Source organism: Mesorhizobium sp. EU05-FHT14A09, assembly GCF_058790995.1.
In genome coordinates, this window is sequence record NZ_JBYTDF010000007.1 from 1 (window position 1) to 24,096 (window position 24,096).

The following is a 24,096-nucleotide window of genomic DNA, read 5'->3' on the forward strand; positions in this document are numbered from 1 at the left end:
GCAGGATCCCAAATACTCACTCGATCCCGTCATCAGCATCGGCCGCCAGATCGTCGAGACCCTGCGCACCCATGAGACGGTCTCAAAGGCCGAGGCAAGGGAACGCGCCCTCGACATGCTGGCCGCCGTGCAGATCCGCGATCCCAAGCGTGTCTTTGATCTCTATCCGCATGAGGTCTCGGGTGGCATGGGCCAGCGCGCCATGATCGCCATGATGCTGATCGCAGATCCGGAGTTGCTGATCGCCGACGAGCCGACCTCGGCGCTCGACGTGACGGTGCAACTCGATGTGCTGGCCATCCTCGACAAGCTGGTCTCGACACGCGGCATGGGCCTGATCTTCATCTCGCATGATCTGCGGCTCGTCTCCTCCTTCTGCGACCGTGTCGTGGTCATGTATGCCGGCAAGGTCGTGGAACAGCTACCGGCCTCGGAGCTGGCCAACGCACAACATCCCTACACACAAGGCCTGCTCGACTGCATGCCGAAGATCGGCAACGACCGGCATCCTTTGCCGGTGCTGGCACGCAAGGCGGAGTGGGCGGCATGACGGCGACACTTCAGGCAGACAGGGTCGAGGTCGTCTTCGACCACTTCAAGGCGCTGAAGGGCGTCAGCGTCGCAGTACAACCGGGTGAATCCTTCGGGCTGGTCGGCGAATCCGGCTCCGGCAAATCGACGCTGCTGCGCGCCATTGCCGGTCTTGCTCCGGTCGCCTCGGGCAGCATAACCGTCAACGGCAAGCCGCTCGGACGCAAACGGGACAAGGCCTTCTACCGTCAGGTGCAGATGGTGTTCCAGGATCCTTATGGCTCCCTGCATCCACGCCAGACGGTTGACCGGCTGCTGCAGGAGCCTTTGGCCATCCACGGCATCGGTGACAGCGAGGTCCGCATCCGGCGTGCGCTGGAAGAGGTCGGCCTCAGCTCCGGCTTCCGCTTCCGCTATTCGCACCAGCTGTCCGGCGGGCAGCGGCAGCGTGTGGCAATCGCCCGCGCGCTGATCCTGGAGCCATCGATCCTGCTGCTCGACGAGCCGACCTCGGCGCTCGATGCCTCGGTGCAGGCGGAGGTGCTAAACCTGCTCGAACAGGTGCGGCGCGACCGCAAGCTCACCTACCTCATGGTCAGCCACGACCTCGCCGTCATCAACCACATGTGCGAGCGGCTGATGGTCATGCAGAACGGCGAAGCTGTCGAAGAACTCGCCGCTGCCGACCTCGTCTCACACACCGTCACACAGGACTACACTAGACGCCTCCTCAAGGCTTCCGAGGGGTTCGTCAGGGCGGGGTGACGACACCGACCACCGGTTCGGAGTTACCCGAACAGCCGACTCGCTTCTTCGGCCGTGTAATATCCCATGGCGACATCGTGCCGGACGGCCTCGCTCGAACGTTCGAGCGGGTTGCCATAGCCGCCACCGCCTGGGGTACCGACACGCACGCGGTCACCGGCTTTCAGCGGAATGTCCTGCTCCTTCGACAGGTGCGGCGGGATATGTTCCTTGCCATCACGGATCACCGTCACGGTGTTGACGGCGCCGTCCTTGCCGCCGAGCGCACCCTGCGGGCCGAAACGGCCGTGGTCCATGACAAAGGAAGCACGCGCCTCACCACGCAGCAGTTCGACCTCATAGGCAAGGCCCATGCCGCCGCGATGCCGGCCTGCCCCGCCAGACGCTTCGCGCAGCGCATAGTGCCGATAGAGCACCGGAAAAGCCTGTTCCATGATCTCGACCGGCGGCGACTTCGAGATGCCGATGGTCGAGCAGCCGTTGGACAGGCCGTCATGCCAGGCATTGCCGCCGTAGCCACCGCCGGAGATCTGGTACATGACGAAGTCGCGACCACGGGCCGGGTCATGTCCGCCAAGCGCGAAATTGCCGCTGGAACCGGCGGGGGCGGCTGTTACCTTGCCCGGCAGGGCCTGCACCATGGCGGCAAACACCGCCTCGGCGATGCGCTGTGATACTTCAGCGGCGCAACCCGACACCGGGCGCGGATATCGGGCGTCGAGGAAAGTGCCTTCAGGGCTTTTGACGACAAGCGGCTCGAAGGCGCCGGCGCTGATCGGCACGTCCGGGAAGATGTGACGCATGGCGAGATAGACCGAAGACAGCGTGGTCGCCAGCACGCTGTTCATTGGTCCCGCGCAAGGCTTGGAGGAACCCGTAAAATCGAAGGTCAGTGTTTCGCCCTTCTTCTCCACAGCAAGCGCAATGGTGAGTGGTTCGTCGACGACACCGTCGGAATCGACAAAAGCCTTCGAGCGATAGATGCCGTCCGGGATCGCCGCGATGTTGGCGCGCATCTGTTCGGAGGCACGCTGGCGCAGTTCACGGATCGCTGCCGAGACAGTCTCGTCGCCATAACGGTCGAGGATTTCGCCGAGCCTGTCCTGGCCGACCAGCAGGGCGGCGGCCTGTGCCTTGATGTCGCCGATACGCTGGTCGGCGACACGGATGTTGGAACAGATGATGGCGTAGATCTCGGGATCGAGCACGCCCTGCTTGAACAGCTTCACCGGCGGCAGGCGCAACCCTTCCTGCTCGACGGCAGTAGCTGAAGCGGAAAAGCCGCCCGGCACGGCACCGCCGATATCGGGCCAATGGCCCGTGTTTGAGAGCCAGCAGAAGATGTTGCCGCCGCGATAGACCGGCATGACGAAGCGCACATCCATCAGATGCGTGCCGCCGAGATAGGGGTCGTTGACGATGTAGATGTCGCCAGGCTGCGGCGGCAGGCAACGGCCGGCCGCGATCATCTCGATCAGCGTCCTGGTCGAGTGCTGCATGACGCCGACAAAGACGGGCAGGCCCTGCGAACCTTGGGCAATCAGCGAACCGTCGACGGCGGAATAGATGCCATCGGAGCGGTCATTGGCCTCGGCGATGACCGGCGAAAAGGCGGCGCGCGAGAAGGTAAGGTCCATTTCGTCACAGACCTGCTGCAGCGCAGCCTGGATGACCGAGAGCGTGATGGCGTCCAGCGTGATGTGCATCATCGGCCGCCGACCTCCATGATCAGATTGCCATCCGCATCGCTGCTTGCCCTGTCGCCGGGTTCCAGCACTGTCGTCGCGTCCATCTGCTCGATGATCGCCGGCCCGTCGATGACGGCATCGAGCGGCAGCCTGTCGCGCGCATAGACAGGGGTGTCATGCCAGTGGCCGTCATACCAGACCGGTCGGATTTCAAGCCGCGCTTCTTCCAGTGTGTCAGCGCGTCCTGCCGGATCGATCAATGTCGAGAGATCGACTTCGGGGCGCACGCCGACGACGGACGTGTTCAGATTGACGAGATTGGCACGGATCTCTGGCAGCTCGACCTTGAAGCGGGCAAAATAGGCCTTCTCGAACAGATCCTGCAGCCCGGCGCGGTCGACCCTGGACGACGGCAGCGACACATTGATCAAATGGGTCTGGCCAACGAACTGCATGTCGGCGGAATGGCTGATGCGAACCGCCTGCGCTTTCACCGCCTCCTTGGCGATCAGCGCCTCCCCTTCGGCGCGGTGGCGTTCGAGAACGGCATGAACCTGATCCTCGTCGAGGGTGGAGACGGGCCGGTTCAGCGTGTTGACGAAATCGTGCCTGAGATCAGCGACCACGCAACCAAGCGCGTTGGTGATACCGGGTCGCGCCGGCACCAGGACACGCGGCAGGCCGAGTTCGCGCGCCAGTGCGCTGGCGTGCAGCGGGCCGGCGCCGCCAAAGGCGAACAGGGTGAAATCGCGCGGATCATGACCACGGCCGACTGAAACCATGCGGATGGCACCGGCCATCTTCATGTTGGCCAGTTTCAGCACCGCACCGGCGGCTTCGACACCGGAAAGGTTGGTGAAAAGCCCGATCCTGTCTTCGAACACGCGGACGACGCCTTCCACCGACACCGGATTGTCGACGGCGAGCAGCTTGGTCGGGGAAAGGCGGCCAAGCACCAGATTGGCGTCGGTGATGGTCGGTTCGGTGCCGCCGCGACCATAGCAGATCGGCCCGGGACTGGCGCCGCTACTTTCGGGGCCGACGCGGATGAGGCCGGCAGCATCGACGCGGGCGATCGAGCCGCCGCCGGCGCCGACCGTGTGCACGGCCACCATCGGCACGTGGATCGGCATGGCATATTCGAGTTCGATCTCGTTGGAGACCGCGGGCTCGGCGTCGCGGATCAGCGCCACGTCGGTGGACGTGCCGCCCATGTCATAGGTGACCAGATTACGATGGCCGGAACGGCGACCAGTGTAGGCCGCGGCAATGACGCCAGAGGCCGGACCGGACATCACGGTTTTGGCAGCTTCGCGGGCGACAAACCGCGCCGAGATCATGCCGCCATTGCCGTTCATGATCAGGAAATCGCGCCCATAGCCCTGAGCTGCCAGCTCCTTGCGCAGCTTCGCGACATAACGTTCAAGGATCGGCTGCACGGCAGCATTGACGGAGGCCGTCACGCCACGCTCGAACTCGCGCGCCTCCGACAGCAGCGTATGGCCGGCGGTGATGTGATCGTTTGGCCAAAGCTCGGCTGCGATCTCGACGCTGCGTCGCTCATGCGCCGGATTGGCATAGGCGTGCAGGAAATGGATGACGAGGGATTCGCAGCCCGCCGCCAGCAGGACTTGCACCGCGTGCCGTACAGCTGCCTCGTCCAAAGGCACGCGCACCGAGCCGGACGCTTCCATGCGTTCTGCGACCTCCAGCCGCAGGTTGCGGGGTATGACCGGCACGAAGGTCCCAGTCATACCATAGGCCTGCGGGCGCGTGCGACGACCGAGCTCGATGACGTCGCGGAAACCCGCTGTGGTGATCATGCCGGTCCTGGCCAGCCGGCGCTCCAGCACCGCATTGGTCGTGGTCGTGGTGCCATGCACGATGAGGTCGATGGCGGAGGCCGAAAAGCCGGTGGCTGCAAGTGCGGAAACAACGCCAGAAGCCTGATTGTCGAGCGTCGTCGGCGTCTTGGCGATGCGAACCTTGCCGCCATTGCGGCCGTCGATGAGGATCAGATCGGTGAAAGTGCCGCCGACATCGATGCCGGCCACGACGCTGTCTGATTGCGTTGGGTCCGATTGCGCCGGAACTTTCTCATCCATTGCCAAAATCCGAAATGTCCCAACTGCCGACAACGGTCAGTTTGGAAAGGCGTTCCGCGGCTCGATCTTGACGCTAAGTTCATTTGTATACTAATAGATTTCCGATACAAGAGCCTGCCCCCTGAGCAATGCCGTTGCATATCGGGACCCGCCAAGCGGGCACGCAGGACGGCCAAAGCATCAGGAAAAGGTTGGTTCCATGAGCACCGCTTCCGCCCCCAGCACGGACGCCGCAAAGCCGCTGGAGTTTCCGATTCCGGCGAATGTCTATGCCGAGAAGGTCGTTTCGGTGAAACACTACACCGACCGCCTTTTTGCATTCCGCATCACCCGGCCGCAGTCGCTCCGCTTCCGTTCCGGCGAGTTCGTGATGATCGGCCTGCCGAACGCCGAGAAGCCGGTGTTCCGCGCCTATTCCGTCGCAAGCCCGGCCTGGGACGAGGAACTCGAATTCTTCTCGATCAAGGTGCCGGACGGCCCGCTGACCCAGCACCTGCAGAAGATCCAACCCGGCGACACCGTGCTGATGCGCCAGAAGTCGACGGGTACCCTGGTGCTCGACGCTTTGACGCCAGGCAAGCGCCTGTTCATGATCTCGACGGGCACCGGCATCGCGCCCTTTGCCAGCCTGCTGCGCGATCCCGACACCTATGAGAAGTTCGAGCACGTCTATCTCACCCACACCTGCCGCGATGTCGCCGAACTGGCCTATGGCCAGGAACTGGTGGCTTCGCTGGCCGAGGATCCGTTGATCGGCGAGTTCACCAATGGCCGCGTGACGCTCTACAATTCGACGACGCGCGAAACCTCCGAGCGCATGGGCCGCATCACGGCGCTGGTGGGGTCGGGCAAGTTCTACACCGATCTCGGCATCGAGGCGCTGAACCCGGAAACCGACCGCATCATGATCTGCGGTTCGATGCATATGCTGAAGGACGTCAAGGAGATGGCGGAGAACCTCGGCTTCGTCGAGGGATCGCTGAGCGCCCCGGCAAGCTTCGTGGTGGAACGCGCCTTCGTTGGCTGATTTCCAGAGTTCGGCAATATGAAAAATGGCGCCTTAAGGCGCCATTTTTGTTTCAGTGATTGTTCTTATTTCACCGTCTTGCCGTCCGCGTCGAAGCGATAGGTCTTGCCGGCGTCCGGAGTCGCATAGAGCGTCGACCCCGGCTCGGCATCGTAGACGCCGAAGATACGCACGGTGATCAGGCCGGCCTTTTCGCAGTCGAGATAGACGTTGGTGTCGGCGCCGAGATGTTCGGTGTGCACCACCGTACCTTTCCAGTTGCCTGCATTCTTGTCGACCGTCACATGCTCGGGACGCACGCCAACCGTCTTGACGCTCTCGCCCAGTCTGGCGCCGTCGATGAAGTTCATCTTCGGCGAGCCGATGAAGCCGGCAACGAATTCATTGGCCGGCGCATGATAGAGCTCCATCGGCGCACCGATCTGCTCGATGCGGCCGGCGTTCAGCACCACGATCTTGTCGGCCAACGTCATCGCCTCGACCTGATCGTGGGTGACGTAGATCATTGTCGCCTTGAGGCGACGGTGCAGTTGCGCGATCTCCAGGCGTGTATTGACGCGCAGTGCTGCGTCGAGGTTCGACAGCGGCTCGTCGAACAGGAACAGCTTCGGCTCACGCACCAGAGCGCGGCCGATGGCGACGCGCTGGCGCTGACCACCGGACAGCTCCGCCGGGCGCCGCTTGAGATAAGGCTCCAGCGACAGCATCGTGGAAGCAGCCGTGATGCGTTTGTCGATCTCGGCCGCCGCTTCGCCAGCCTGCTTGAGGCCCAGCGCCATGTTGTCGCGCACGGTGAGGTGCGGATAAAGCGCGTAAGTCTGGAACACCATGGCGATGCCACGCTTGGCCGGTGGCGTCGAGGTGACATCCTGACTGTCGATCAGCACCTGGCCGGAGGTCGCGTCCTCCAGGCCGGCGATGACGCGCAGCAGGGTCGACTTGCCGCAGCCCGATGGGCCGACGAAGACGACGAATTCGCCATCCTTGACGTCGAGGTCGATGCCTTTCAGCACATCCACCGGACCGAAGGATTTCTTGACATTCTCGATCTTCAGAGAGCCCACGGCTGTTCCTCGCTCGATTGTTAGAGTTTGACGGGCTTGCCGGTGCGCACGCTTTCGTCGGCCGCAAGGCAGACGGCAAGCGAACGCACGGCATCGTCCATGTGACGGGTGAGGTCGATGTCCTCGCGGATGGCCTTCAGTACGAAGGCCTGTTCAAGGTCGCAGAGTTCCTGGTGGCCCGGCTCACCTTCCATGGAAAGCAGTTCGTCAGGCTTCAGGAACTTGCCGTCCGGACCGGTCGCGGCCTGATGCAGGCGGATGGTCGAGGTCTTGGTGTGGGTGTCGATATCGTCCGACTTGACGCCCTCGGCCATGACGATGGACACGCAGCCATTCGGCGACATCACGTCCTTCACGAAGAAGGCGGTCTCGGAAATCATCGGCCCCCAGCCGGCTTCGTACCAGCCGACCGAACCGTCCTCGAACAGCACCTGCAGGTGGCCGTAATTGTACATGGTGGGCGCAACCTCGTCGGACAGGCGCACACCCATGCCGCGAACCTCGACAGGCCTGGAATCGGTGATCTGCAGCATGACGTCGAGATAATGCACGCCACAATCGACGATCGGCGACGTCGTCTGCATCAGTTGCTTGTGCGTCTGCCAGGTATGACCCGACGACTGCTGGTTGAGGTTCATGCGGAAAACGTAGGGACCGCCAAGCTTGCGACCTTCGGCAATCAGCCGCATCCAGGATGGGTGATGGCGCAGGATGTAGCCGATCACCACCTTCTTGCCGTTGGCCTTGGCGGCGTCGACGACACGCTGTGCATCGGCGACCGTCGTCGCCAGCGGCTTTTCAACAAAGACGTGGCAGCCGGCCTCGAAGGCCTCCACCGCATAGTCGGCATGGCTGTCCGAATAAGTGGCGATGCACGCCAGCTCCGGCTTCTCGTCGCGCAGCGCGTCCTCGAAGGAACGGCGGATCTCATGGCCCGCCAGTCCACCGGGCAGCGGCACATCGGAGCGGTTGACGAGCGCTGCGATCTCGAAGCCCGGGTTGTTGTAATAGGCCAGAGCATGGCTGCGGCCCATATTGCCCAGGCCGGCAACGACTACACGTATGGGTTTCGTCGAAGTCACTGTGTTGTCCTGTATTGTTTTTCTTCGTTGTTGGTCTGAAGCGGCGCCTTACTTCACGGCACCCGAGGTGATGCCGCGGATGAGCTGGCGCGAGAAGATCAGGTAGAGGACCAGCACCGGCAGGATCGCCAGCGACAGCGCCGCCAGAATGGCGTTCCAGTTGGTGACGAACTGTCCGAGGAAGATCTGCGCGCCGAGCGTGACGGTCTTGGTTGCCTCCGAAGGCGCCAGGATCAGCGGGAACCACAGGTCGTTCCAGATCGGGATCATGGTGAAGACGGCAACGGTGGCCATGGCCGGGCGCACCAGCGGCAACACCAGCCGGAAAAAGATCGTGTATTCGGAAAGTCCGTCGATGCGGCCTGCGTTCTTGAGGTCGTCAGATACGCCCTTCATGAATTCCGACAGGATGAAGATGGCGAGCGGCAGGCCCTGCGCAGTGTAGACCAGGATGAGCGCCGTCAACGTGTTGACCAGTCCTGAAGCCACCATCAGCTGCAGGATGGCCACCGTGCCGAGGCGGATCGGGATCATGATGCCGAGCGCCAGATAGAGCCCCATCATCGTGTTGCCGCGGAAACGGTATTCCGACAGCGCGAAGGCTGCCATGGCACCGAACAGCAGCACGAAGAACAGCGAGACGACGGTGACGATCATGCTGTTCTGGAAATAGAGGAAGAAATCCCCCTGGCCGAACACGGTGGTATAGCCGATGAGGTCGAAGGTCTTCGTCGTCGGCGGCGTCAGCGGCTGCTGGAAGATCGCCTGGCGCGACTTGAACGAATTGATGACGACGACGAAGACCGGAAACAGCGCGATGATCGTGTAGGTCAAAAGGATCGCGTGCGCGCCGATGGTCCGTGGCAGGGAAGCAGTGGCCTTGCTCATCGTGACACCTCAGAACTGGTAGCGGCGCAGGCGCCGCTGCACGAGGAAAAGATAGAAGCAGACGCCGATCAGGATGATCAGGAACATCATGGTGGCGATGGTGGCGCCCATATTGGGATCGCCCACCTGCAGCTGGAAACCGAAGAAGGCGCGATAGAGGAACGTGCCCAGGATGTCGGTCGAATAGTTCGGTCCCGCCAGTGCGCCCTGCGCGGTGTAGATCAGGTCGAAGGCGTTGAAGTTGCCGACAAAAGTCAGGATCGAGATGATGCCGATGGCGGGCAGGATCAGCGGTAGCTTGATCTTCCAGAACTGCGACCAGCCGGTGATGCCGTCACATTCGGCAGCCTCGATGACCTCGTCGGGGATGGACAGCAGCGCTGCATAGATCAGCATCATCGGGATGCCGACGAACTGCCAGACCGAGATCAGGCTGAGCGCGGTCAGCGCATACTGCTCCTTGCCGAGCCAGGGTGTGAACAGGCTCTTGAGGCCGACCATCCCCATGAGATCGGGGGCAACGCCCCAGATCGGCGACAGGATCAGCTTCCAGGCGAAACCGACGATGACGAAGGACAGGATGGTCGGGATGAAGATCGCGGTGCGGTAAAAGGCAGTGAAACGCAGTTTCGGGCTGGACAGAAGTGCTGCCAGCATGACGCCGATCGGGTTCTGCACCACCATGTGGATGATGAAGAACCAGACATTGTTCTTCAGCGCATTCCAGAAATTGAACGACCATGACGGGTCGGTGAACAGGGTGCGGAAATTGTCGAAGCCGACAAAGGTCTGCACCTGTTCGATGGAACGGAACAGCGAGAGCTGCAGCGTGCCGAACAAAGGCAGGATCATGATCGCCGTATAGACGAGCAACGCCGGCGCCAGGAAGACGCCTATGTGCCAACGAAACGGTTTCTTCGATGCTGCAGCCATGAGCTCGGTCCTTGCCGCCTCCAGAGCGTCCTCGTTTTCACGGAAACGCTCCAACTCTCTGTTTCAACGCAATCCCGGGCGCAAAAACCATTACGCACGTTGCGGGAATTGCTCCGGTATCACCGTCAAATTGTCGGAATGCCGCCCTCGCTTGCCCGCCGTATCTTCCTTCGATCTTCGAGGAAGCGGTGAACGTGAAGCCGGCGCCCCTTCTCCAGTCTTCATCGAGCAATTCCAGGAAAAGTGTTTAACGGTTTTCCGTCCGGAATTGCGTAAAAACAAAGAGTTAGAGCGTTTCCGCGTTTCCGTAAAACGGAAACGCTCCAAGGAAGAGCGTAAGGGCGAGGAACCGCGCCGACAATCGGAAATTAGTCAGGGACAGGCCGGGCCACGGCTAACCGTGGCCCGGCCGTTTCGCAGTCTTACTTCGCCGGCTTGTACCAGCTGTCGAGGCCCTTCTGCAGCTTCTCGGCCGCGACTTCCGGCGTGTCGGTGCCGTTGATGACGTTGGCCGATTCAACCCAGGTCTCGTTTTCCAGGTTCGGCGTGCCACGCGACAGGACCTGATAGGTCGAGCGGATCGACGGCTTGCACTTCTCGCGCCAGGAAACGAATTCCTGCGCCAGCGGGTCTTCCATCTTCACCGGAGCGGAGTTCAGGCTGAAGAAGCCCGGCAGCGCATTGGCATAGATGGTGGCGAATTCCGGCGAAGCGACCCAGGTCAGGAAGGTCTTGGCCGCGTCGGCATTCTTGCTCTTGGCGTTCAGGCCGATACCGATGTCGGTGTGGTCGGAGATGTAGCAGGTGTCGCCGGCCTTGCCGACCGGCGGCGGGAAGGCGCCCATCTTGAACTGGGCCTGGGTGTTGAACAGGCCGATTTCCCACGAGCCGGCCGGATAGATTGCGGCGCGGCCGAGCGTGAACAGGTTCTGGCTGTCCGGATAGGTCTGCGCCTCGAAGCCATCGCCGAGGTAAGGCTTCCACTTGGCGAGTTCGGCGTAGGGTTCGACCCAGTCCTTGTCGGTCAGCTTCTGTTCGCCCTTGATCAGCGCCAGGCGGCCTTCTTCGCCCTTCCAGTAGTTCGGGCCGATATTCTGGTAGCCCATGGTCGCGGCTTCCCAGAGATCCTTGGTACCCATGGCCATCGGGATGTAGGTGCCGTCAGCCTTGATCTTGTCGAGAGCGGCGAAGAACTCGTCGCGGGTTTGCGGAACCTTGAGGCCGAGCTTTTCGAAGGCGTCCTTGTTGTAGATGAAGCCGTGGATGACCGAGGCCATCGGCACGCAGAAAGTGGCCGCGCCGTCGTCCGTCGTCCAGGCCGACTTGGCGACATTGGAGAAGTTCTCCATGCCGGACAGCTTGGTCAGGTCGGCGAGATCGCCCTTCTTGTAGAGTTCCAGCGACTTGTCGAACGGACGGCAGGTGATCAGGTCGCCAGCCGAACCAGCGGCGAGCTTGGCGCCGAGAGCGGCGTCATATTCGGTCGGAGCCGACGGCGCGAACACAACCTTGATGCCGGGGTTCTTCGCTTCGAAGGCCGGGATCAGCTTGTCCTTCCAGATGGCGAGGTCGTCGCCGCGCCAGCTCTCGATGTTGAGCGAAACGTCGGCAGCGGAAGCAACCCCGGCAAAGCCGAGTACGCTGGAGCCTAAAAGCAGTGCCGTAAGAAATTTCGTCTTCATTCTCAGTCTCCCTATTGACCTTTTTCAGGTTCGGTTTTGACGAGACGGGAAGCCTTAAGCCCCCTGTTCTCCTCTGATGGCGGAAAGGGCCGGCCGCAGCTTCTGGCCGGTCTTCTCCAATATTCCCTCGGCCGCATCGATGCTTTCGGCACCGGCAGCGAGCAGAATGGCCGTCTTCACCGCACCGCCGCTTTGCTCGAGCGAGCGGTCGGCGACATCGCGATCAAGCCCGGTGATGGCGGCAACGATGCGGGCAGCGCGGTCGCGCAGCTTGGCGTTGTCGGCAAAGAGATTGACCATATAGCCGTCATGGACGTGACCGAGATGGATGGCGGCTAGAGTCGACATCATGTTGAGCGCGATCTTCTGGGCAGTGCCCGCACCCATACGCGTGGAGCCGGCGATTACCTCCGGCGGGGTCTTCAGCAGAATGGCGACGTCGGCCGCATTGAGCAGCGGGGTGTCACCATTGTTGGCAATCGCGATCGTCGCGGCGCCGCGCCGGCTTGCATCGAGCAGGGCGCGAACCGCATAGGGGGTTGAGCCGCTGGCCGAAAGCGCGATGACGCAATCGGCTGCGGCGACGCCTGCGCCGTCGATCGCTGCCGCGGCCTCTTCTTCATCGTCCTCAGGACCGCCGGCCAGATTGTGGAAGGCCTCGTCGCCGCCGGCGATAAGGATGACGATGCGATCGCGCGTTATGCCGAAAGTGCCTGGAAGTTCGAGAGCATCGGCGACGGCCATCAGGCCAGAGCTGCCGGCAGCAGCGTAGACAAGCCGGCCACCTGCCTTGAGACGTTCCGAGATCAATGCGGATGCAGAGGCGATTGCAGGAATGGCTTCACGGACGGCGCCGGCGGCCTCGATCTGGGCTTCGGCCAGCGACTTCAGTACGGCCTCGGGCGCCTGGATATCCAGCCCCTCGGCATCTCGATGCTGCGCTTCAGTGCGCTTCTGCGCCATTCCGTTTCCTCCACCTTCCTAGACAATACCAAAAAAATACCACTTGTCCACTGGCATTAGCAATTTCGTAACGAGCTGGTTTACGCATGCGAAAAATGCTTAATATTTTCAGACAAATGCCGGTTATTGAATCGAACCATAATTTTGTCCTTGGCTATTGGTATTTTATTGGTATTATTCGGCAAGAGGAGATTTCAGCGTGACTTTCGTGCTCGGCATTGACGGCGGCGGCACCAGCTGCAGGGCAGCGCTCGCGACGGCGAGCGGTGAGATCCTCGGTCGCGCGAAATCGGGCGCCGCCAACATCCGCAGCGACCTGACCGGCGCACGCACCCATATCGTGGATGCTGCGCGACAGGCTTTTGTCGCGGCTGGCGCAGATCCCGAACTGATCACACAGACGCCTGCCATATTGGGCCTCGCAGGCGCCAATGTCGGCACCTACAAGCAGCAGCTCGAAGCGATCCTGCCGTTCAGTCGCTCGAGCGTGGAAACGGATTTCGAGATCGCGCTCGAAGGGGCGGTAGGTTCCGGCGACGGCGCCATCGCCATCCTCGGTACGGGCAGCGCCTATATGGTGCGCAAGAACGGCAGGTCGCATTCGGTGGGTGCCTGGGGTTTCCAGGTCGGAGACCAGGGCAGCGGCGCGCGCATCGGGCGCGATCTTCTGGAGCAGACCCTGCTTGCCTATGACGGTATTCGCGAGGCCTCACCGCTGACCCGCGAGATGATGGCCATCTTCCGCGACAACCCGCAGGACCTGGTCGAGTTCACCACCCACGCCAAGCCGGGTGATTTCGGCGGGTTCGCGCCGAAAGTGTTCGAGAATGCCTCAAAGGGCGATGCCGTTGCCACATGGATCGTCGACAAGTCGGTCGCGGATGTGGAAGCCTCGCTCAATGTGCTCGGCCTCCAGGCAGGCGATCCGCTCTGCCTGCTCGGCGGCCTTGCGCCTCTCTATGCCCCCCGCCTCGCCGAACGTTTTCGGGCACTGCTGAGGACACCCATCGACGACGCCCTGGGCGGCTCCGTGCGGATGGCGGTACGAAAATTCGCCAGCGTAGCGGAGGCGGCACGATGAGCGAAGCGGCGGACGTCATCTTTGCCTCGCTCAAACAAGCCTCGCAAAGCGGTGCGCCGCTCTATCTCCAGCTTCGCCGCAGCATCGAGGATGCCGTCAACCGCGGCCTGATCGGTCCCGGCGACGCGCTGCCTTCGGAGCGCGACATCGCGTCGATGGCCGACATCTCGCGCGTGACCGTACGCAAGGCGGTGCAGGATCTGGTCAAGGGTGGGATCCTGGTGCAGCGCCACGGTTCCGGCACTTTCGTCGCACCGAGGATGGAACGCGTCGAACAATCCCTGTCGCGGCTCACCTCTTTCACCGAAGACATGGCGCGGCGCGGCAAGACTGTTCGCTCAGCCTGGCTGGATCGCGGACTTTATGCGCCCTCGCCCGAAGAAATGATGGTGCTCGGCCTCGCGGCCAGCGAAATGGTGGCCCGGGTAGCCCGACTGCGTATCGCCAACGATACGCCTCTGGCGATCGAGCGGGCCTCGCTGTCGGCAAGCGCGCTGCCCGATCCGAGCGTGGTCGGCTCTTCGCTTTATGCGGCGCTGGAAGCGACCGGCAACCGACCGGTCCGGGCGGTGCAACGCATCTCGGCCGTCAATCTCAACGAAGCGGATGCCCGGCTGCTCGAAGCGCCGACCGGTTCGGCCAGCCTGCGCATCGAGCGCATTTCCTATCTCGCCAGCGGCAAGGTGATCGAGTTCACACGCTCGGTCTATCGCGGCGATGCCTATGATTTTGTCGCCGAGCTGCGGCTTGGCGTAACCAGTGACGACAACGGAGTGCGGCAATGACAACAACAAAATCCCATATGCTCCGCGAGGTCGAGGAGATTCCTCAGGCAACCGCCCGTCTCCTCGAAGGATCCGGCAAGGTGCTGGCTGAAGCCGGGCGCGGCATTCGCGAGCGCGACCCCAATTTCATCATCACCGTGGCGCGCGGCTCCTCCGACCATGCCGCCACCTTCATGAAATACGCGGTGGAACTGACCGCCGGGCTCGCCGTCGCCTCGGTCGGCCCGTCCGTCGCCTCGATCTATGGTGCCAGGCTGCGGTTGAACGGCTCGGCCTGCCTGGCCATCTCGCAATCGGGCAAAAGCCCGGACATCGTCGCCATGGCCGAGAGCGCACGGGCAGGCGGGGCGCTCACCATCGCGCTCACCAACACCGCCGATTCGCCGCTGGCGCGCGCGGCGGATTATGCCGTCGACATCCTGGCCGGGCCGGAACTCAGCGTTGCCGCAACCAAAACCTACGTCAATTCCGCGGTAGCCGGCCTCGCGCTTATGGCGCATGCGACCGGTGACAATGCGCTGATTGCCGCCCTGAAGCAGTTGCCCGGGCATTTCAGCAAGGCGGTCGCCTGCGACTGGACCCCGCTGACAGCGGCACTCGACGGACACAACTCGTTCTTCATTCTCGGCCGTGGGCCATCCTTCGCCATCGCCTCGGAAGCGGCGCTGAAATTCAAGGAAACCTGCGCAGTGCATGCCGAGGCCTATAGCGGCGCCGAGGTCATGCATGGTCCCATGGCCCTGGTCGGCCCGAAATTCCCGGTGCTGGCGCTTGCCGCCCGTGACGCTTCGGAACCGTCGCTCGCCGCTGCCGCCGACACTCTTGCCGCAAAGGGTGCGGCTACCTTCATCACCTCGATGCTGGCCAAGAACGCGACAACGCTGCCGCATGTCGCGACCGGACATCCGCTGACCGATCCGCTGACGCTGATCGTGTCGTTCTATGCTTTCGTGGAGTCCTTTGCCCGCCATCGCGGCCTCGATCCAGACACCCCGCCGAACCTGCGCAAGGTGACGGAAACCGTATGAGCAAGCATCTCGCACTCACCGGCGCCCGCATCTTCGACGGCGCCGACTGGCATGACGATGCTGCGCTGGTTGTCGCCGACGGGCTGGTCGAGGCTATCGTCGAACGCGGTGCTATTCCGTCCGGCGCCGACGTCGTCGACCTCGGCGGTGGCATCCTGGCACCCGGCTTCATCGACCTGCAGGTCAATGGCGGCGGCGGCGTGATGCTGAACGACCACCCTGACTTCGCTTCGATCGAAACGATCTGCCGGGCGCACGCGCCGTTCGGCACCACGGCGCTGCTGCCGACGCTGATCACCGACACGCCGGAAATAACCGCCGCCGCGATCGCAGCGGGTGCCGAAGCCGCGCAACGCAAGCTGCCGGGTTTCCTCGGCCTGCATCTGGAAGGCCCGCATCTGTCGCTTTCACGCAAGGGCGCGCACGATCCCAAGCTGATCCGGCCGATGAACCAAGCCGATCAGGCGGCGTTGATCGCTGCCAGGGCGAAGCTGCCGGTCCTGCAGACCACGATCGCCCCGGAATCGGTGACCGCGGCCCAGGTCGAGGCGCTGTCAAAGGCCGGCATCGTCGTCAGCCTCGGCCATTCCGATACCGACTACGCAACTGCCACTGCCTATGCCAAGGCTGGCGCTTCCATGGCCACGCATCTGTTCAACGCGATGAGCCAGATCGGCAATCGCGAACCGGGACTGGCGGGAGCAGCCATCGACGGCGGCACCATCCATGCGGGCCTGATCGCCGACGGCATCCATGTGCATCCGGCAACCATCGAGATCGCGTTGAAGGGCAAGCAGGGCCCGGCTCGCATCTTCCTGGTCACCGACGCGATGGCGACCATCGGCACCGACATGACCGAGTTCACGCTGAACGGCCGCACCATTTATCGCAAGGACGGCAGCCTGCGGCTCTCCGACGGCACGCTGGCCGGCGCCGACCTCGACATGATTTCGGCCGTCCGTTTCATGCACGAAGTGGTCGGCATCGATCTCGCCGAAGCCTTGCGCATGGCTTCGCTCTATGCGGCTGAAGCCGTCGGCCAGTCGCACCGGCTCGGTCATTTCGCCAGGGGCACGGCAGCCGACATCGTCTCCTTGAGCGACGATCTGGCTATGAAGGGCACCTGGATCGGCGGCGAGCGGGTTTTTGGCTGACAGCACGACGGTGCTGGTTACCTCGTCGCCTCTCTCTTGGTGCGTCCTTCGAGACTCGCCCGCATTGCTTTTCGCTATAATTCCAACGCCATGCGGGCTCGCACCTCAGGATGAGGGCGGTCGTACAAAGACAGCCTGGTTCTGAGACGTTTCAGAATGCTCGTCCGTGTAGCACAACGGCCCTCATCCTGAGGTGCGAGCCGGCAAGGCATTGGATAGATCGTAAAAAAACAGGCGGGCGAGCCTCGAAGGACGCACCCTAGAGAGAGACGCAGGTCAGAGCGCCGCCTTGTCCGCAGCCGTCCGGATCGCCGCGATGTTGCTGCGATAGGCTTCGACCGTGCCGCCCTTGAACACGGCGGCGCCGGCGACCAGCACGTTGGCGCCGGCGGCGGTAACCAGAGGCGCGGTTTCCGGCGAAACGCCGCCGTCGATCTCGATGTCGATCGGCCGATCACCGATCAGCGACTTGACCCGCTTCACCTTCTCGACAACCGCAGGGATGAAAGCCTGCCCACCGAAGCCCGGATTGACCGTCATCAGAAGGACGAGGTCGAGGCGGTCGAGCACATATTCGATGACGCTTTCCGGCGTGCCAGGATTGAGCGAGACACCGGCCTTCTTGCCGAGATTGCGGATGGTCTGCAGCGAACGGTCGAGATGCGGACCTGCCTCGGCATGCACGGTGATGCCGTCGCAGCCTGCCTCGGCGAAAGCCGCCAGGTAAGGATCGACCGGCGCGATCATCAGATGGCAGTCGAAATAGGCCTTGGTGCGGTTGCGGATCGCCTTGATGACCGGCGCACCGAAAGTGATGTTGGGCACGAAATGCCCATCCATGACGTCGAGATGAATCCAGTCGGCGCCGGCTTCGACAATCGCTTCGACCTCGTCGCCGAGCCTGGAGAAATCGGATGACAGCACCGACGGTGCGATAAGGGTTTTTCCGGCCATGACCGCTCCCGCAACTGTGTTTGCCACCGCCTAGCCGCACGAGCGCTAATTGTCGACAGGAATCGCCACCCGCTGATCCACAACTTCGGGTCAGCTTGACCCGCGCTGGGCACAATGCCAGCTTCGCCGGGTTATGCGGCTCTCTCAACAAGAAAGGTATAGGTGCTCAAATTGAGCGAATCAGAACAGTTAAAGGCATGGATTGAAAAAAACGGCCCGATCGAAAGCGTTCAGGCAGTGGTCTGCGACCTGAACGGCATCATGCGCGGCAAGCGCATCCCAGTCGAACAGGCATCCAAGGTTCTCGGCGGCGGCATCCGCATGCCACTTTCCATCGTCGGCGTCGACGTCTGGGGTGAGGACATCATCGGCAGCACGCAGGTCTTCGCCACGGGTGACGGCGACGGCATCTGCGAGGCTACCGGACGCGGGCCGCTGCCAGTCAGCTGGACCTCACGGCCAAGCGCGCTCATCCCGTTGCAATTGTCGCTGGAGGATGGCCGCCCGTTCCTGGCCGACCCACGGCAGGCGCTGGCAGCGATCGTCGCGCAATATCGCGAACTGGGCCTCCGGCCAGTCGTGGCGACAGAAATGGAATTCTACCTGATCGACCCCGAGCCTGACGGCGCCGTGCCACCTATCTCGCCCTATACGGGCAAGCGGCTCGATTCCGACGCCATCCTCTCCATCGATGAACTGGATGATTTCGGCGAGTTCTTCTCGGACGTCTACAAGGAATGCGCCAGGCAGGACGTGCCGGCCGACGCAGCGATCGCCGAAAACGGCATCGGTCAGTTCGAGATCAATCTTCTGCACACAGACGACCCGCTGAAGGCAGCGGACGACAGCGTCTTCTTCAAGCGCATCGTCAAGGGCGTGGCGCGCAAGCATGGGCTGGCCGCAACCTTCATGGCCAAGCCCTATGGCACGCGTTCGGGCAACGGCATGCATGTGCATTTCTCCCTGCTCAACGAGCAAGGCGAGAACGTCTTCGACGACGGCACCGCCGAGGGTTCGGCGGTGCTGAAGAGCGCAGTTGCCGGCCTGCTGCGGGGCATGGCGGAAACGACGCTGATGTTTGCGCCGCATTACAACTCATATCGCCGCCTGCGGCCCGATACGCATGCGCCGACCTCGATCTCCTGGGGTTACGAAAACCGGACGGCGGCTATTCGCATTCCGGGCGGTAATCCGAAGGCACGGCGTATCGAACACCGTGTCGCCGGCGCCGATTCCAATCCCTATCTGGTGCTGACGGCGATCCTGGGTGCGGCTCTGGTCGGTATCCGAAACAACTGGAAGCCGACGGCCCCGCAGACGGGACGAGCCTATTCGGCCAAGAAGCAGCGCAAGATCCCGGCGGAATGGGGTCAGGCGGTGGATGCATTCGAGAGCGGCCCGATCGCGGCCGAAATCTTCGCGCCGGTGCTTCGGCAGATGATGGTCGCGTGCAAGCGGCAGGAGATCGCCGGTTTTGCCGAGCAGGTGACGGACTACGAGTTCAGCGCCTATCTCGAAATCGTCTAGCCTCGGACTCTGGAGTGGAATGCTGTCGTGGCATTCCACTCCAATCGGTTGTTCTGGGCATCCTTCCTTCGAACAGGTCGCGCTCGCGGACCAGCCCGTCGCCGACCTGTTCGAAGAAAGCCCGCACCCGTGCCGTCCGTTTCAGGTCGGCATGGGTGACGATCCAGAATTCACCTTCCAGATCGGGCAAGGGTTCCGACCGCACCCGCACAAGGCCGGGATCGCTGTCGCCGAGATAGCAAGGCAGCAGCGCGATACCGATACCGGCCTTTGCCGCGACCGACTGGTTGACCAGGCTGTTGGTGCGGTAGACGAAGGCACTATCGGGTGCTGCCCGGCTCAACCATTCCGCCGCCTGAATGCCCGCCGCTCCCTCCTCCCAGCCAATCAGATCCTGGCGGTGACCAATGTCCGCGACCGGTCCATCGAGAGCCTCCAGATAGGAGGGCGCCGCAAAGAAGGTCCAGGCCGCAGCGCAAAGCTTGCGCCCCCACAGATCGCCTTCCTTCGGTCGCACCGGCCGCAACGCGATGTCGGCTTCACGCCGTGACAGGCTGAGCACGCGGTTGTCGATCAGCAGTTCGACCACGATCCCAGGATTGGTCCGGCGAAACGCCGCCAAATGGTTCGGCAATCGGCTGTATGCCAGCGTTTCGGAAGACGTCACCCGCAATCGCCCTGACAGGCGATGGTCGGAGCCGGCGATGTCGCGGTCGAGCGCCAGCGTCTCATCCTCGACGCGCTCGGCGGTCGCCGCCATGCGCTCGCCGGTGGCGGTGGCCTGATAGAGGCCGCCGGGCAGGCGCTCGAACAGGCGCACGCCGAGACGAGCCTCCAGGATATTGAGCCGACGAAAGGCCGTCGAATGATCGACGCTGAGTGCCTTGGCGGCGCCGGTCAGGCTTCCCTCGCGTTGAACCGCCAGAACCAACCGCAATTCATTCCAGTCATCCATGCCGGATGGATAGCACATTCGGTATTTGCAGTCATGCAAGCATGGCCGGCAAAAACCCAATGAGCAATGCGCAGATGCCAATCCTATTCTTCAGGACGGAAGACGTCGCCAGACGCGACGACACCAGTCCTCGGAAGGATCTGCCATGAAACTCTACTACGCCACCGGCACCTGCTCGCTGTCGCCTCACATCGTTGCGCTGGAAGCGGGCATTGCCCTCGACCTCGAAAGGGTCAACCTCGCCAAGACCCCGCACCCGACCGAAACCGGCTTGGACTTCACCACCGTCAACCCGCATGGTTATGTGCCCGCGCTTGAGCTGGACGATGGCTCGGTGCTGACCGAAGGTGCTGCCATCGCGCAGTATCTTGCCGATCTCAAGCCGGCATCGGGCCTGATGCGGCCGGCGGGATCGGCCGAGCGCTACCAGCAGCAGAGCTGGCTCAACTTCATCGCCAGCGAACTGCACAAGATGTACAGCCCATGGCTGTTCCATCCCGAATATGGATCGCAGGCACAGGACGTCGCACGCCAGAAGATAGCCGAACGGCTGACTGTCGTCGAAAACCACCTGACGAAATCGGGGCCCTATCTGACCGGGGACAGCTTCAGCGCCGCCGACGCCTATCTCTTCACCATCGTCGGCTGGTCGGCCTTCACCAAGGTCGACCTCACTTCCTTCCCGATGCTGCGCGCCTTCATGGATCGTGTCGGCGCGCGACCGAAAGTGCGCGCGGCGATGCAGGCCGAAGGCATGAAGATCGCGGCTTGAGGAGGTTCCCATGCAAACGCTCACGCTCGTCAGCCATCATCTGTGCCCCTATGTGCAGCGCGCCGCCATCGCACTGTCCGAAAAGGGCGTGCCCTTCGAAAAGGTGCTGATAGACCTTGCCGACAAGCCGGCATGGTTCCTCGACCTGTCGCCGCTCGGCAAGGTGCCGCTGCTGATCGTGCGGCAGCCAGACCGGCCGCAGGCGGTGCTCTTCGAAAGCTCGGTGATCTGCGAATACATCGAAGAGACGCGTGCAGGTCCCAAGCTGCATCCGGGCGATCCGTTGCTGCGTGCCCAGCATCGCGCCTGGACGGAATACGGCTCGACCATCCTTTCCGACGTCTGGGGCCTGGAGACGACGCCGGACCCCACGGTCTATGAGCAGAAACGCACCGCCATCGCCGACAAGTTCGAGCGGCTGGAAGCCGTAATCGGCAATGGACCCTATTTTGCCGGCAAGGATTTCAGCCTTGTCGACGCAGTCTTCGCGCCGGTGTTCCGCTACTTCGACCTGTTCGACACGATCGCCGAAACCGCCGTTTTGGCCAACACGCCGCGTGTCCGTGCCTGGCGGGCCGCTCTTGCGGAGCGCCCGAGTGTGCAGCAAGCCGTGGGACCGGATTATCCGGAGCGCCTGTACGCCTTCCTGCGCAGGCACGATGCCTACCTGCTGAAGGCAGCCTGAGGTTTGTGAGCGCATGAAGGCGCCGCAGCCGCGACGCCTTCATGCAAGCGATCAGGCCGTGACCTGCTTCGCGGCACCGAGCAGGCGCAGCGCATTCAGGGTGACCAGCACGGTGGCGCCGGTATCCGCCAGGATCGCGGGCCACAGGCCAGTGATGCCAAGCACCGTGGTGACCAGGAACACCGCCTTCAGGCCGATGGCGATGACGAGGTTCTGCTTGATGTTGGCCATCGTACGCTTGGACAGCTCGATCATTCCGGCGATGTCGCCGACGCGTCCGTGCAGCACTGCCGCATCCGCCGTTTCGAGCGCGACATCGGTGCCGCCGCCCATGGCGATACCGACATCGGCAGCAGCCAGCGCCGGCGCATCGTTGATGCCGTCGCCGACCTTGGCGACGGTAAAGCCTTGCGCCTTCAACTCGCCGACAATGCGCTGCTTGTCCTCGGGCAGCAATTCCGAACGCACCTCGATGCCGAGCTGCTTGCCGATCGCCGTGGCGGTACGGGCATTGTCACCGGTCAACATTACCGTCTTGATGCCGCGGGCGGTCAGTGCCCTCAGGCCGGCAACGGCGTCGGGACGCGGCTCGTCGCGCATCGCCAGCGCGCCGGCAAGCCGGCCGCCGGCGAGCAGGACCGAGACGGTCTTGCCTTCGTCGTTGAGCGCCGTGATGCGGGCGGATTGTTCGGCGCTGAGTGGGACGCGCTCGGCAACGGCTTTCGGCGAACCCAGGAAAACCTCGATCCCGTCGATGATGCCGGCTACCCCCTTGCCGCCCAGTGCCTTTGCCCCGGAAGCCTCCGGCACCGCGATGCCGTCAGCCTCGGCACGGGCGAGAATGGCCTTGGCGAGGGGATGGGATGAGCCGGTTTCCAACCCGGCCGCCAGCCGCAGCACTTCGTTCGCCGGCAGGCCAAAGCTGTCGACATCGGTGACCTTCGGCTTGCCCTCGGTCAGCGTGCCGGTCTTGTCGAATGCGACGGCCGTCATCGCGCCGAGATTTTCCAGCACTGCGCCGCCTTTCATGAGCAGGCCGCGCCGTGCTCCCGACGAGAGCGACGCCGCGATGGCCGCCGGAGTGGAAATGACCAGCGCGCATGGGCAGCCGATCAGCAGGATGGCAAGGCCCTTGTAAATCCATTCGTCCCACGCACCGCCCAGGAACAGCGGCGGGATGACGGCAACCAATGCCCCGAAGATCACCACGCCGGGCGTGTAATATTTCGAGAAACGGTCGATGAAGCGCTCGGTCGGCGCCTTCGATTCCTGCGCTTCCTCGACGAGACGCACGACACGGGCAATGGTGTTGTCGGCGGCAGCCGCGGTCACGCGAACGCGCAGCACCGCATCGCTGTTGACCGTACCGGCAAAGACGTTCGCACCCGGTTCCTTGCGCACCGGCACGCTCTCGCCGGTGACCGGCGCCTCGTCGACGGCGCTTTCACCGGAGACAACGATGCCGTCGGCGGGAATGCGGTCGCCAGGGCGCACCATGATGATGGCGCCCACGGCCAGGCTTTCGGCCGGCACTTCGGTGACCTTGCCGTCGCGCTCGAGCAGCGCGGTCTTCGGGACCAGGGCGGCAAGCGACTGGATCGAGGCACGCGCCTTGCCGGCGGCGACACCTTCGAGCAACTCACCGATCAGGAACAGGAAGACGACGGCCGCGGCCTCTTCCGTGGCGCCGATGATGACCGCACCGATGGCGGCAATCGTCATCAGCATCTCGATGGAGAAAGGCGTACCGACAAGAGCGGCCGCGATGGCACGACGCGCAATCGGCACGAGGCCAACCAGCATGGCGACGGTGAAGATCCAGATGTCATAGCCGGGCACCAGCTTGCCGATGCCATAGGCGACGGCCAGCGCAAGTCCCGCAGCGATCGTCAGCTTGCCCTTGCTCGACTGCCACCAGCGGCCGGTGGTCGGGCCATGGTCATGGCCGTGCAAGGCAGTCGCAGCGGGCTGGACCGCAACGCTTGCGACGGCGGCGCTGCCTCGCGATCCGTGATTATGCGCGGAATGGTCGTGGCCTTTGTGGTCATGCCCGGCGTGATCGTGCCCGCTATGGTCATGATCGGCATGGTCATGGTCGTGGTCCGCGTGATCGTGACCTTCATGACAATGATGGTCATGACCGCAGCCACAGGCATCGTCCTTGTTGGCAGCAGCCGGAACCGAATTGCTTCCCGCCAGCAACGACACCTTATAGCCGAGGCCGGTGACCCGCTTTTCGATCGCCGGGGCCAGTTCCGCGCTGCCATCATGTTTGACCGTCATCGTGCCGCGCGTCACCGAAACGGAGACATCCTCGACGCCTTTCAGGCGCCGGACGGCGGTGTCGATCTTCGATGCGCAGGAGGCGCAATCCATACCGTCGACGCGGTAGCGCATCTGCTCTGATGCTCGTGCCATGATCATTCC

At 63.1% G+C, this 24,096-nt stretch carries 21 protein-coding genes; 10 read left to right on the top strand and 11 right to left on the bottom strand.

The window, feature by feature from the left end; all coding sequences use genetic code 11:
- Both AC3WTO_RS21810 and AC3WTO_RS21815 read left to right on the top strand, forming a co-directional pair.
- Positions 1 to 550, top strand: a 550-nt coding sequence (locus tag AC3WTO_RS21810; RefSeq protein WP_492463016.1) for an ATP-binding cassette domain-containing protein, incomplete at its 5' end; no start/stop codon positions are given.
- Positions 547 to 1,296 carry an ABC transporter ATP-binding protein gene (locus AC3WTO_RS21815; RefSeq protein WP_492463017.1) on the top strand — a complete coding sequence of 250 codons (750 nt, stop codon included), beginning with the start codon at positions 547 to 549 and terminating at the stop codon, positions 1,294 to 1,296. The genes AC3WTO_RS21810 and AC3WTO_RS21815, both read left to right, overlap by 4 nt.
- A gap of 23 nt (positions 1,297 to 1,319) precedes the next feature.
- Here the strand turns inward: AC3WTO_RS21815 and AC3WTO_RS21820 are convergent, their stop codons facing one another.
- The gene (locus AC3WTO_RS21820) at positions 1,320 to 3,005 is read right to left on the bottom strand and encodes a hydantoinase B/oxoprolinase family protein (protein WP_492463018.1); all 1,686 of its coding nucleotides are present in this window, start codon (positions 3,003 to 3,005) and stop codon (positions 1,320 to 1,322) included.
- Entirely contained in the window at positions 3,002 to 5,089 is a 2,088-nt protein-coding gene (locus tag AC3WTO_RS21825; RefSeq protein WP_492463019.1) for a hydantoinase/oxoprolinase family protein, read from the bottom strand. Before AC3WTO_RS21825 ends, AC3WTO_RS21820 begins: the two co-directional genes overlap by 4 nt.
- A 199-nt stretch (positions 5,090 to 5,288) precedes the next feature.
- On the opposite strand from AC3WTO_RS21825, the gene AC3WTO_RS21830 reads away from it, so the two are divergent.
- Entirely contained in the window at positions 5,289 to 6,116 is an 828-nt protein-coding gene (locus AC3WTO_RS21830; RefSeq protein WP_326893108.1) for a ferredoxin--NADP reductase, read from the top strand.
- A gap of 65 nt (positions 6,117 to 6,181) precedes the next feature.
- On the opposite strand, the gene AC3WTO_RS21835 is transcribed toward AC3WTO_RS21830, so the two are convergent.
- The 6 genes from AC3WTO_RS21835 to AC3WTO_RS21860 all read right to left on the bottom strand — a co-directional run bounded on the left by AC3WTO_RS21835 (position 6,182) and on the right by AC3WTO_RS21860 (position 12,728).
- The gene (locus tag AC3WTO_RS21835) at positions 6,182 to 7,180 is read right to left on the bottom strand and encodes an ABC transporter ATP-binding protein (RefSeq protein ID WP_492463020.1); all 999 of its coding nucleotides are present in this window, start codon (positions 7,178 to 7,180) and stop codon (positions 6,182 to 6,184) included.
- A 20-nt stretch (positions 7,181 to 7,200) separates the two neighbouring features.
- On the bottom strand, positions 7,201 to 8,262 hold the full coding sequence (locus AC3WTO_RS21840; protein WP_492463021.1) for a Gfo/Idh/MocA family protein: 1,062 nt from the start codon (positions 8,260 to 8,262) through the stop codon (positions 7,201 to 7,203).
- A 48-nt stretch (positions 8,263 to 8,310) separates the two neighbouring features.
- Positions 8,311 to 9,150, bottom strand: coding sequence for a carbohydrate ABC transporter permease (locus AC3WTO_RS21845; protein WP_492463022.1), 840 nt, complete (start codon positions 9,148 to 9,150; stop codon positions 8,311 to 8,313).
- 9 nt (positions 9,151 to 9,159) lie between these two features.
- Positions 9,160 to 10,083 (bottom strand): carbohydrate ABC transporter permease, encoded by a 924-nt coding sequence (locus AC3WTO_RS21850; RefSeq protein ID WP_492463023.1) that lies wholly within the window; start codon positions 10,081 to 10,083, stop codon positions 9,160 to 9,162.
- A gap of 422 nt (positions 10,084 to 10,505) precedes the next feature.
- Positions 10,506 to 11,765, bottom strand: coding sequence for an ABC transporter substrate-binding protein (locus AC3WTO_RS21855; RefSeq protein ID WP_492463024.1), 1,260 nt, complete (start codon positions 11,763 to 11,765; stop codon positions 10,506 to 10,508).
- A 54-nt stretch (positions 11,766 to 11,819) separates the two neighbouring features.
- Positions 11,820 to 12,728 carry an N-acetylmuramic acid 6-phosphate etherase gene (locus AC3WTO_RS21860; RefSeq protein WP_492463025.1) on the bottom strand — a complete coding sequence of 303 codons (909 nt, stop codon included), beginning with the start codon at positions 12,726 to 12,728 and terminating at the stop codon, positions 11,820 to 11,822.
- 199 nt (positions 12,729 to 12,927) lie between these two features.
- On the opposite strand from AC3WTO_RS21860, the gene AC3WTO_RS21865 reads away from it, so the two are divergent.
- The 4 genes from AC3WTO_RS21865 to nagA are packed head-to-tail and all read left to right on the top strand — an operon-like array spanning position 12,928 to position 16,776.
- Positions 12,928 to 13,809 carry a glucosamine kinase nucleotide-binding domain-containing protein gene (locus tag AC3WTO_RS21865; RefSeq protein WP_492463026.1) on the top strand — a complete coding sequence of 294 codons (882 nt, stop codon included), beginning with the start codon at positions 12,928 to 12,930 and terminating at the stop codon, positions 13,807 to 13,809.
- Positions 13,806 to 14,594, top strand: coding sequence for a GntR family transcriptional regulator (locus AC3WTO_RS21870; protein WP_492463027.1), 789 nt, complete (start codon positions 13,806 to 13,808; stop codon positions 14,592 to 14,594). Before AC3WTO_RS21865 ends, AC3WTO_RS21870 begins: the two co-directional genes overlap by 4 nt.
- Positions 14,591 to 15,622: an SIS domain-containing protein gene (locus AC3WTO_RS21875; RefSeq protein ID WP_492463028.1), complete on the top strand. Its 1,032-nt coding sequence runs from the start codon at positions 14,591 to 14,593 to the stop codon at positions 15,620 to 15,622. Before AC3WTO_RS21870 ends, AC3WTO_RS21875 begins: the two co-directional genes overlap by 4 nt.
- Entirely contained in the window at positions 15,619 to 16,776 is a 1,158-nt protein-coding gene (gene nagA / locus AC3WTO_RS21880) for an N-acetylglucosamine-6-phosphate deacetylase (RefSeq protein WP_492463029.1), read from the top strand. The genes AC3WTO_RS21875 and nagA overlap by 4 nt, the downstream gene beginning before the upstream one ends.
- A 276-nt stretch (positions 16,777 to 17,052) precedes the next feature.
- Here nagA and rpe read toward each other — a convergent pair whose 3' ends face one another.
- Complete coding sequence (gene rpe / locus AC3WTO_RS21885; RefSeq protein ID WP_492463030.1) at positions 17,053 to 17,730, bottom strand: ribulose-phosphate 3-epimerase; 678 nt, start codon at positions 17,728 to 17,730, stop codon at positions 17,053 to 17,055.
- 171 nt (positions 17,731 to 17,901) lie between these two features.
- Here rpe and AC3WTO_RS21890 point away from each other — a divergent pair, with 171 nt between their 5' ends.
- The gene (locus tag AC3WTO_RS21890; RefSeq protein ID WP_492463031.1) at positions 17,902 to 19,257 is read left to right on the top strand and encodes a glutamine synthetase family protein; all 1,356 of its coding nucleotides are present in this window, start codon (positions 17,902 to 17,904) and stop codon (positions 19,255 to 19,257) included.
- Here AC3WTO_RS21890 and AC3WTO_RS21895 read toward each other — a convergent pair.
- On the bottom strand, positions 19,232 to 20,230 hold the full coding sequence (locus AC3WTO_RS21895; protein WP_492463032.1) for a LysR family transcriptional regulator: 999 nt from the start codon (positions 20,228 to 20,230) through the stop codon (positions 19,232 to 19,234). The two genes, AC3WTO_RS21890 and AC3WTO_RS21895, sit on opposite strands and share 26 nt — an antisense overlap.
- A 127-nt stretch (positions 20,231 to 20,357) precedes the next feature.
- Between AC3WTO_RS21895 and gstA the strand changes: the two genes are divergently transcribed.
- Both gstA and AC3WTO_RS21905 read left to right on the top strand, forming a co-directional pair.
- Complete coding sequence (gstA, locus tag AC3WTO_RS21900; RefSeq protein WP_492463033.1) at positions 20,358 to 20,984, top strand: glutathione transferase GstA; 627 nt, start codon at positions 20,358 to 20,360, stop codon at positions 20,982 to 20,984.
- 10 nt (positions 20,985 to 20,994) lie between these two features.
- Positions 20,995 to 21,669 (top strand): glutathione S-transferase family protein, encoded by a 675-nt coding sequence (locus AC3WTO_RS21905; protein ID WP_492463034.1) that lies wholly within the window; start codon positions 20,995 to 20,997, stop codon positions 21,667 to 21,669.
- A gap of 51 nt (positions 21,670 to 21,720) precedes the next feature.
- Here AC3WTO_RS21905 and AC3WTO_RS21910 read toward each other — a convergent pair whose 3' ends face one another.
- Positions 21,721 to 24,087: a heavy metal translocating P-type ATPase gene (locus tag AC3WTO_RS21910; RefSeq protein ID WP_492463035.1), complete on the bottom strand. Its 2,367-nt coding sequence runs from the start codon at positions 24,085 to 24,087 to the stop codon at positions 21,721 to 21,723.
- Positions 24,088 to 24,096 lie beyond the last annotated feature (9 nt).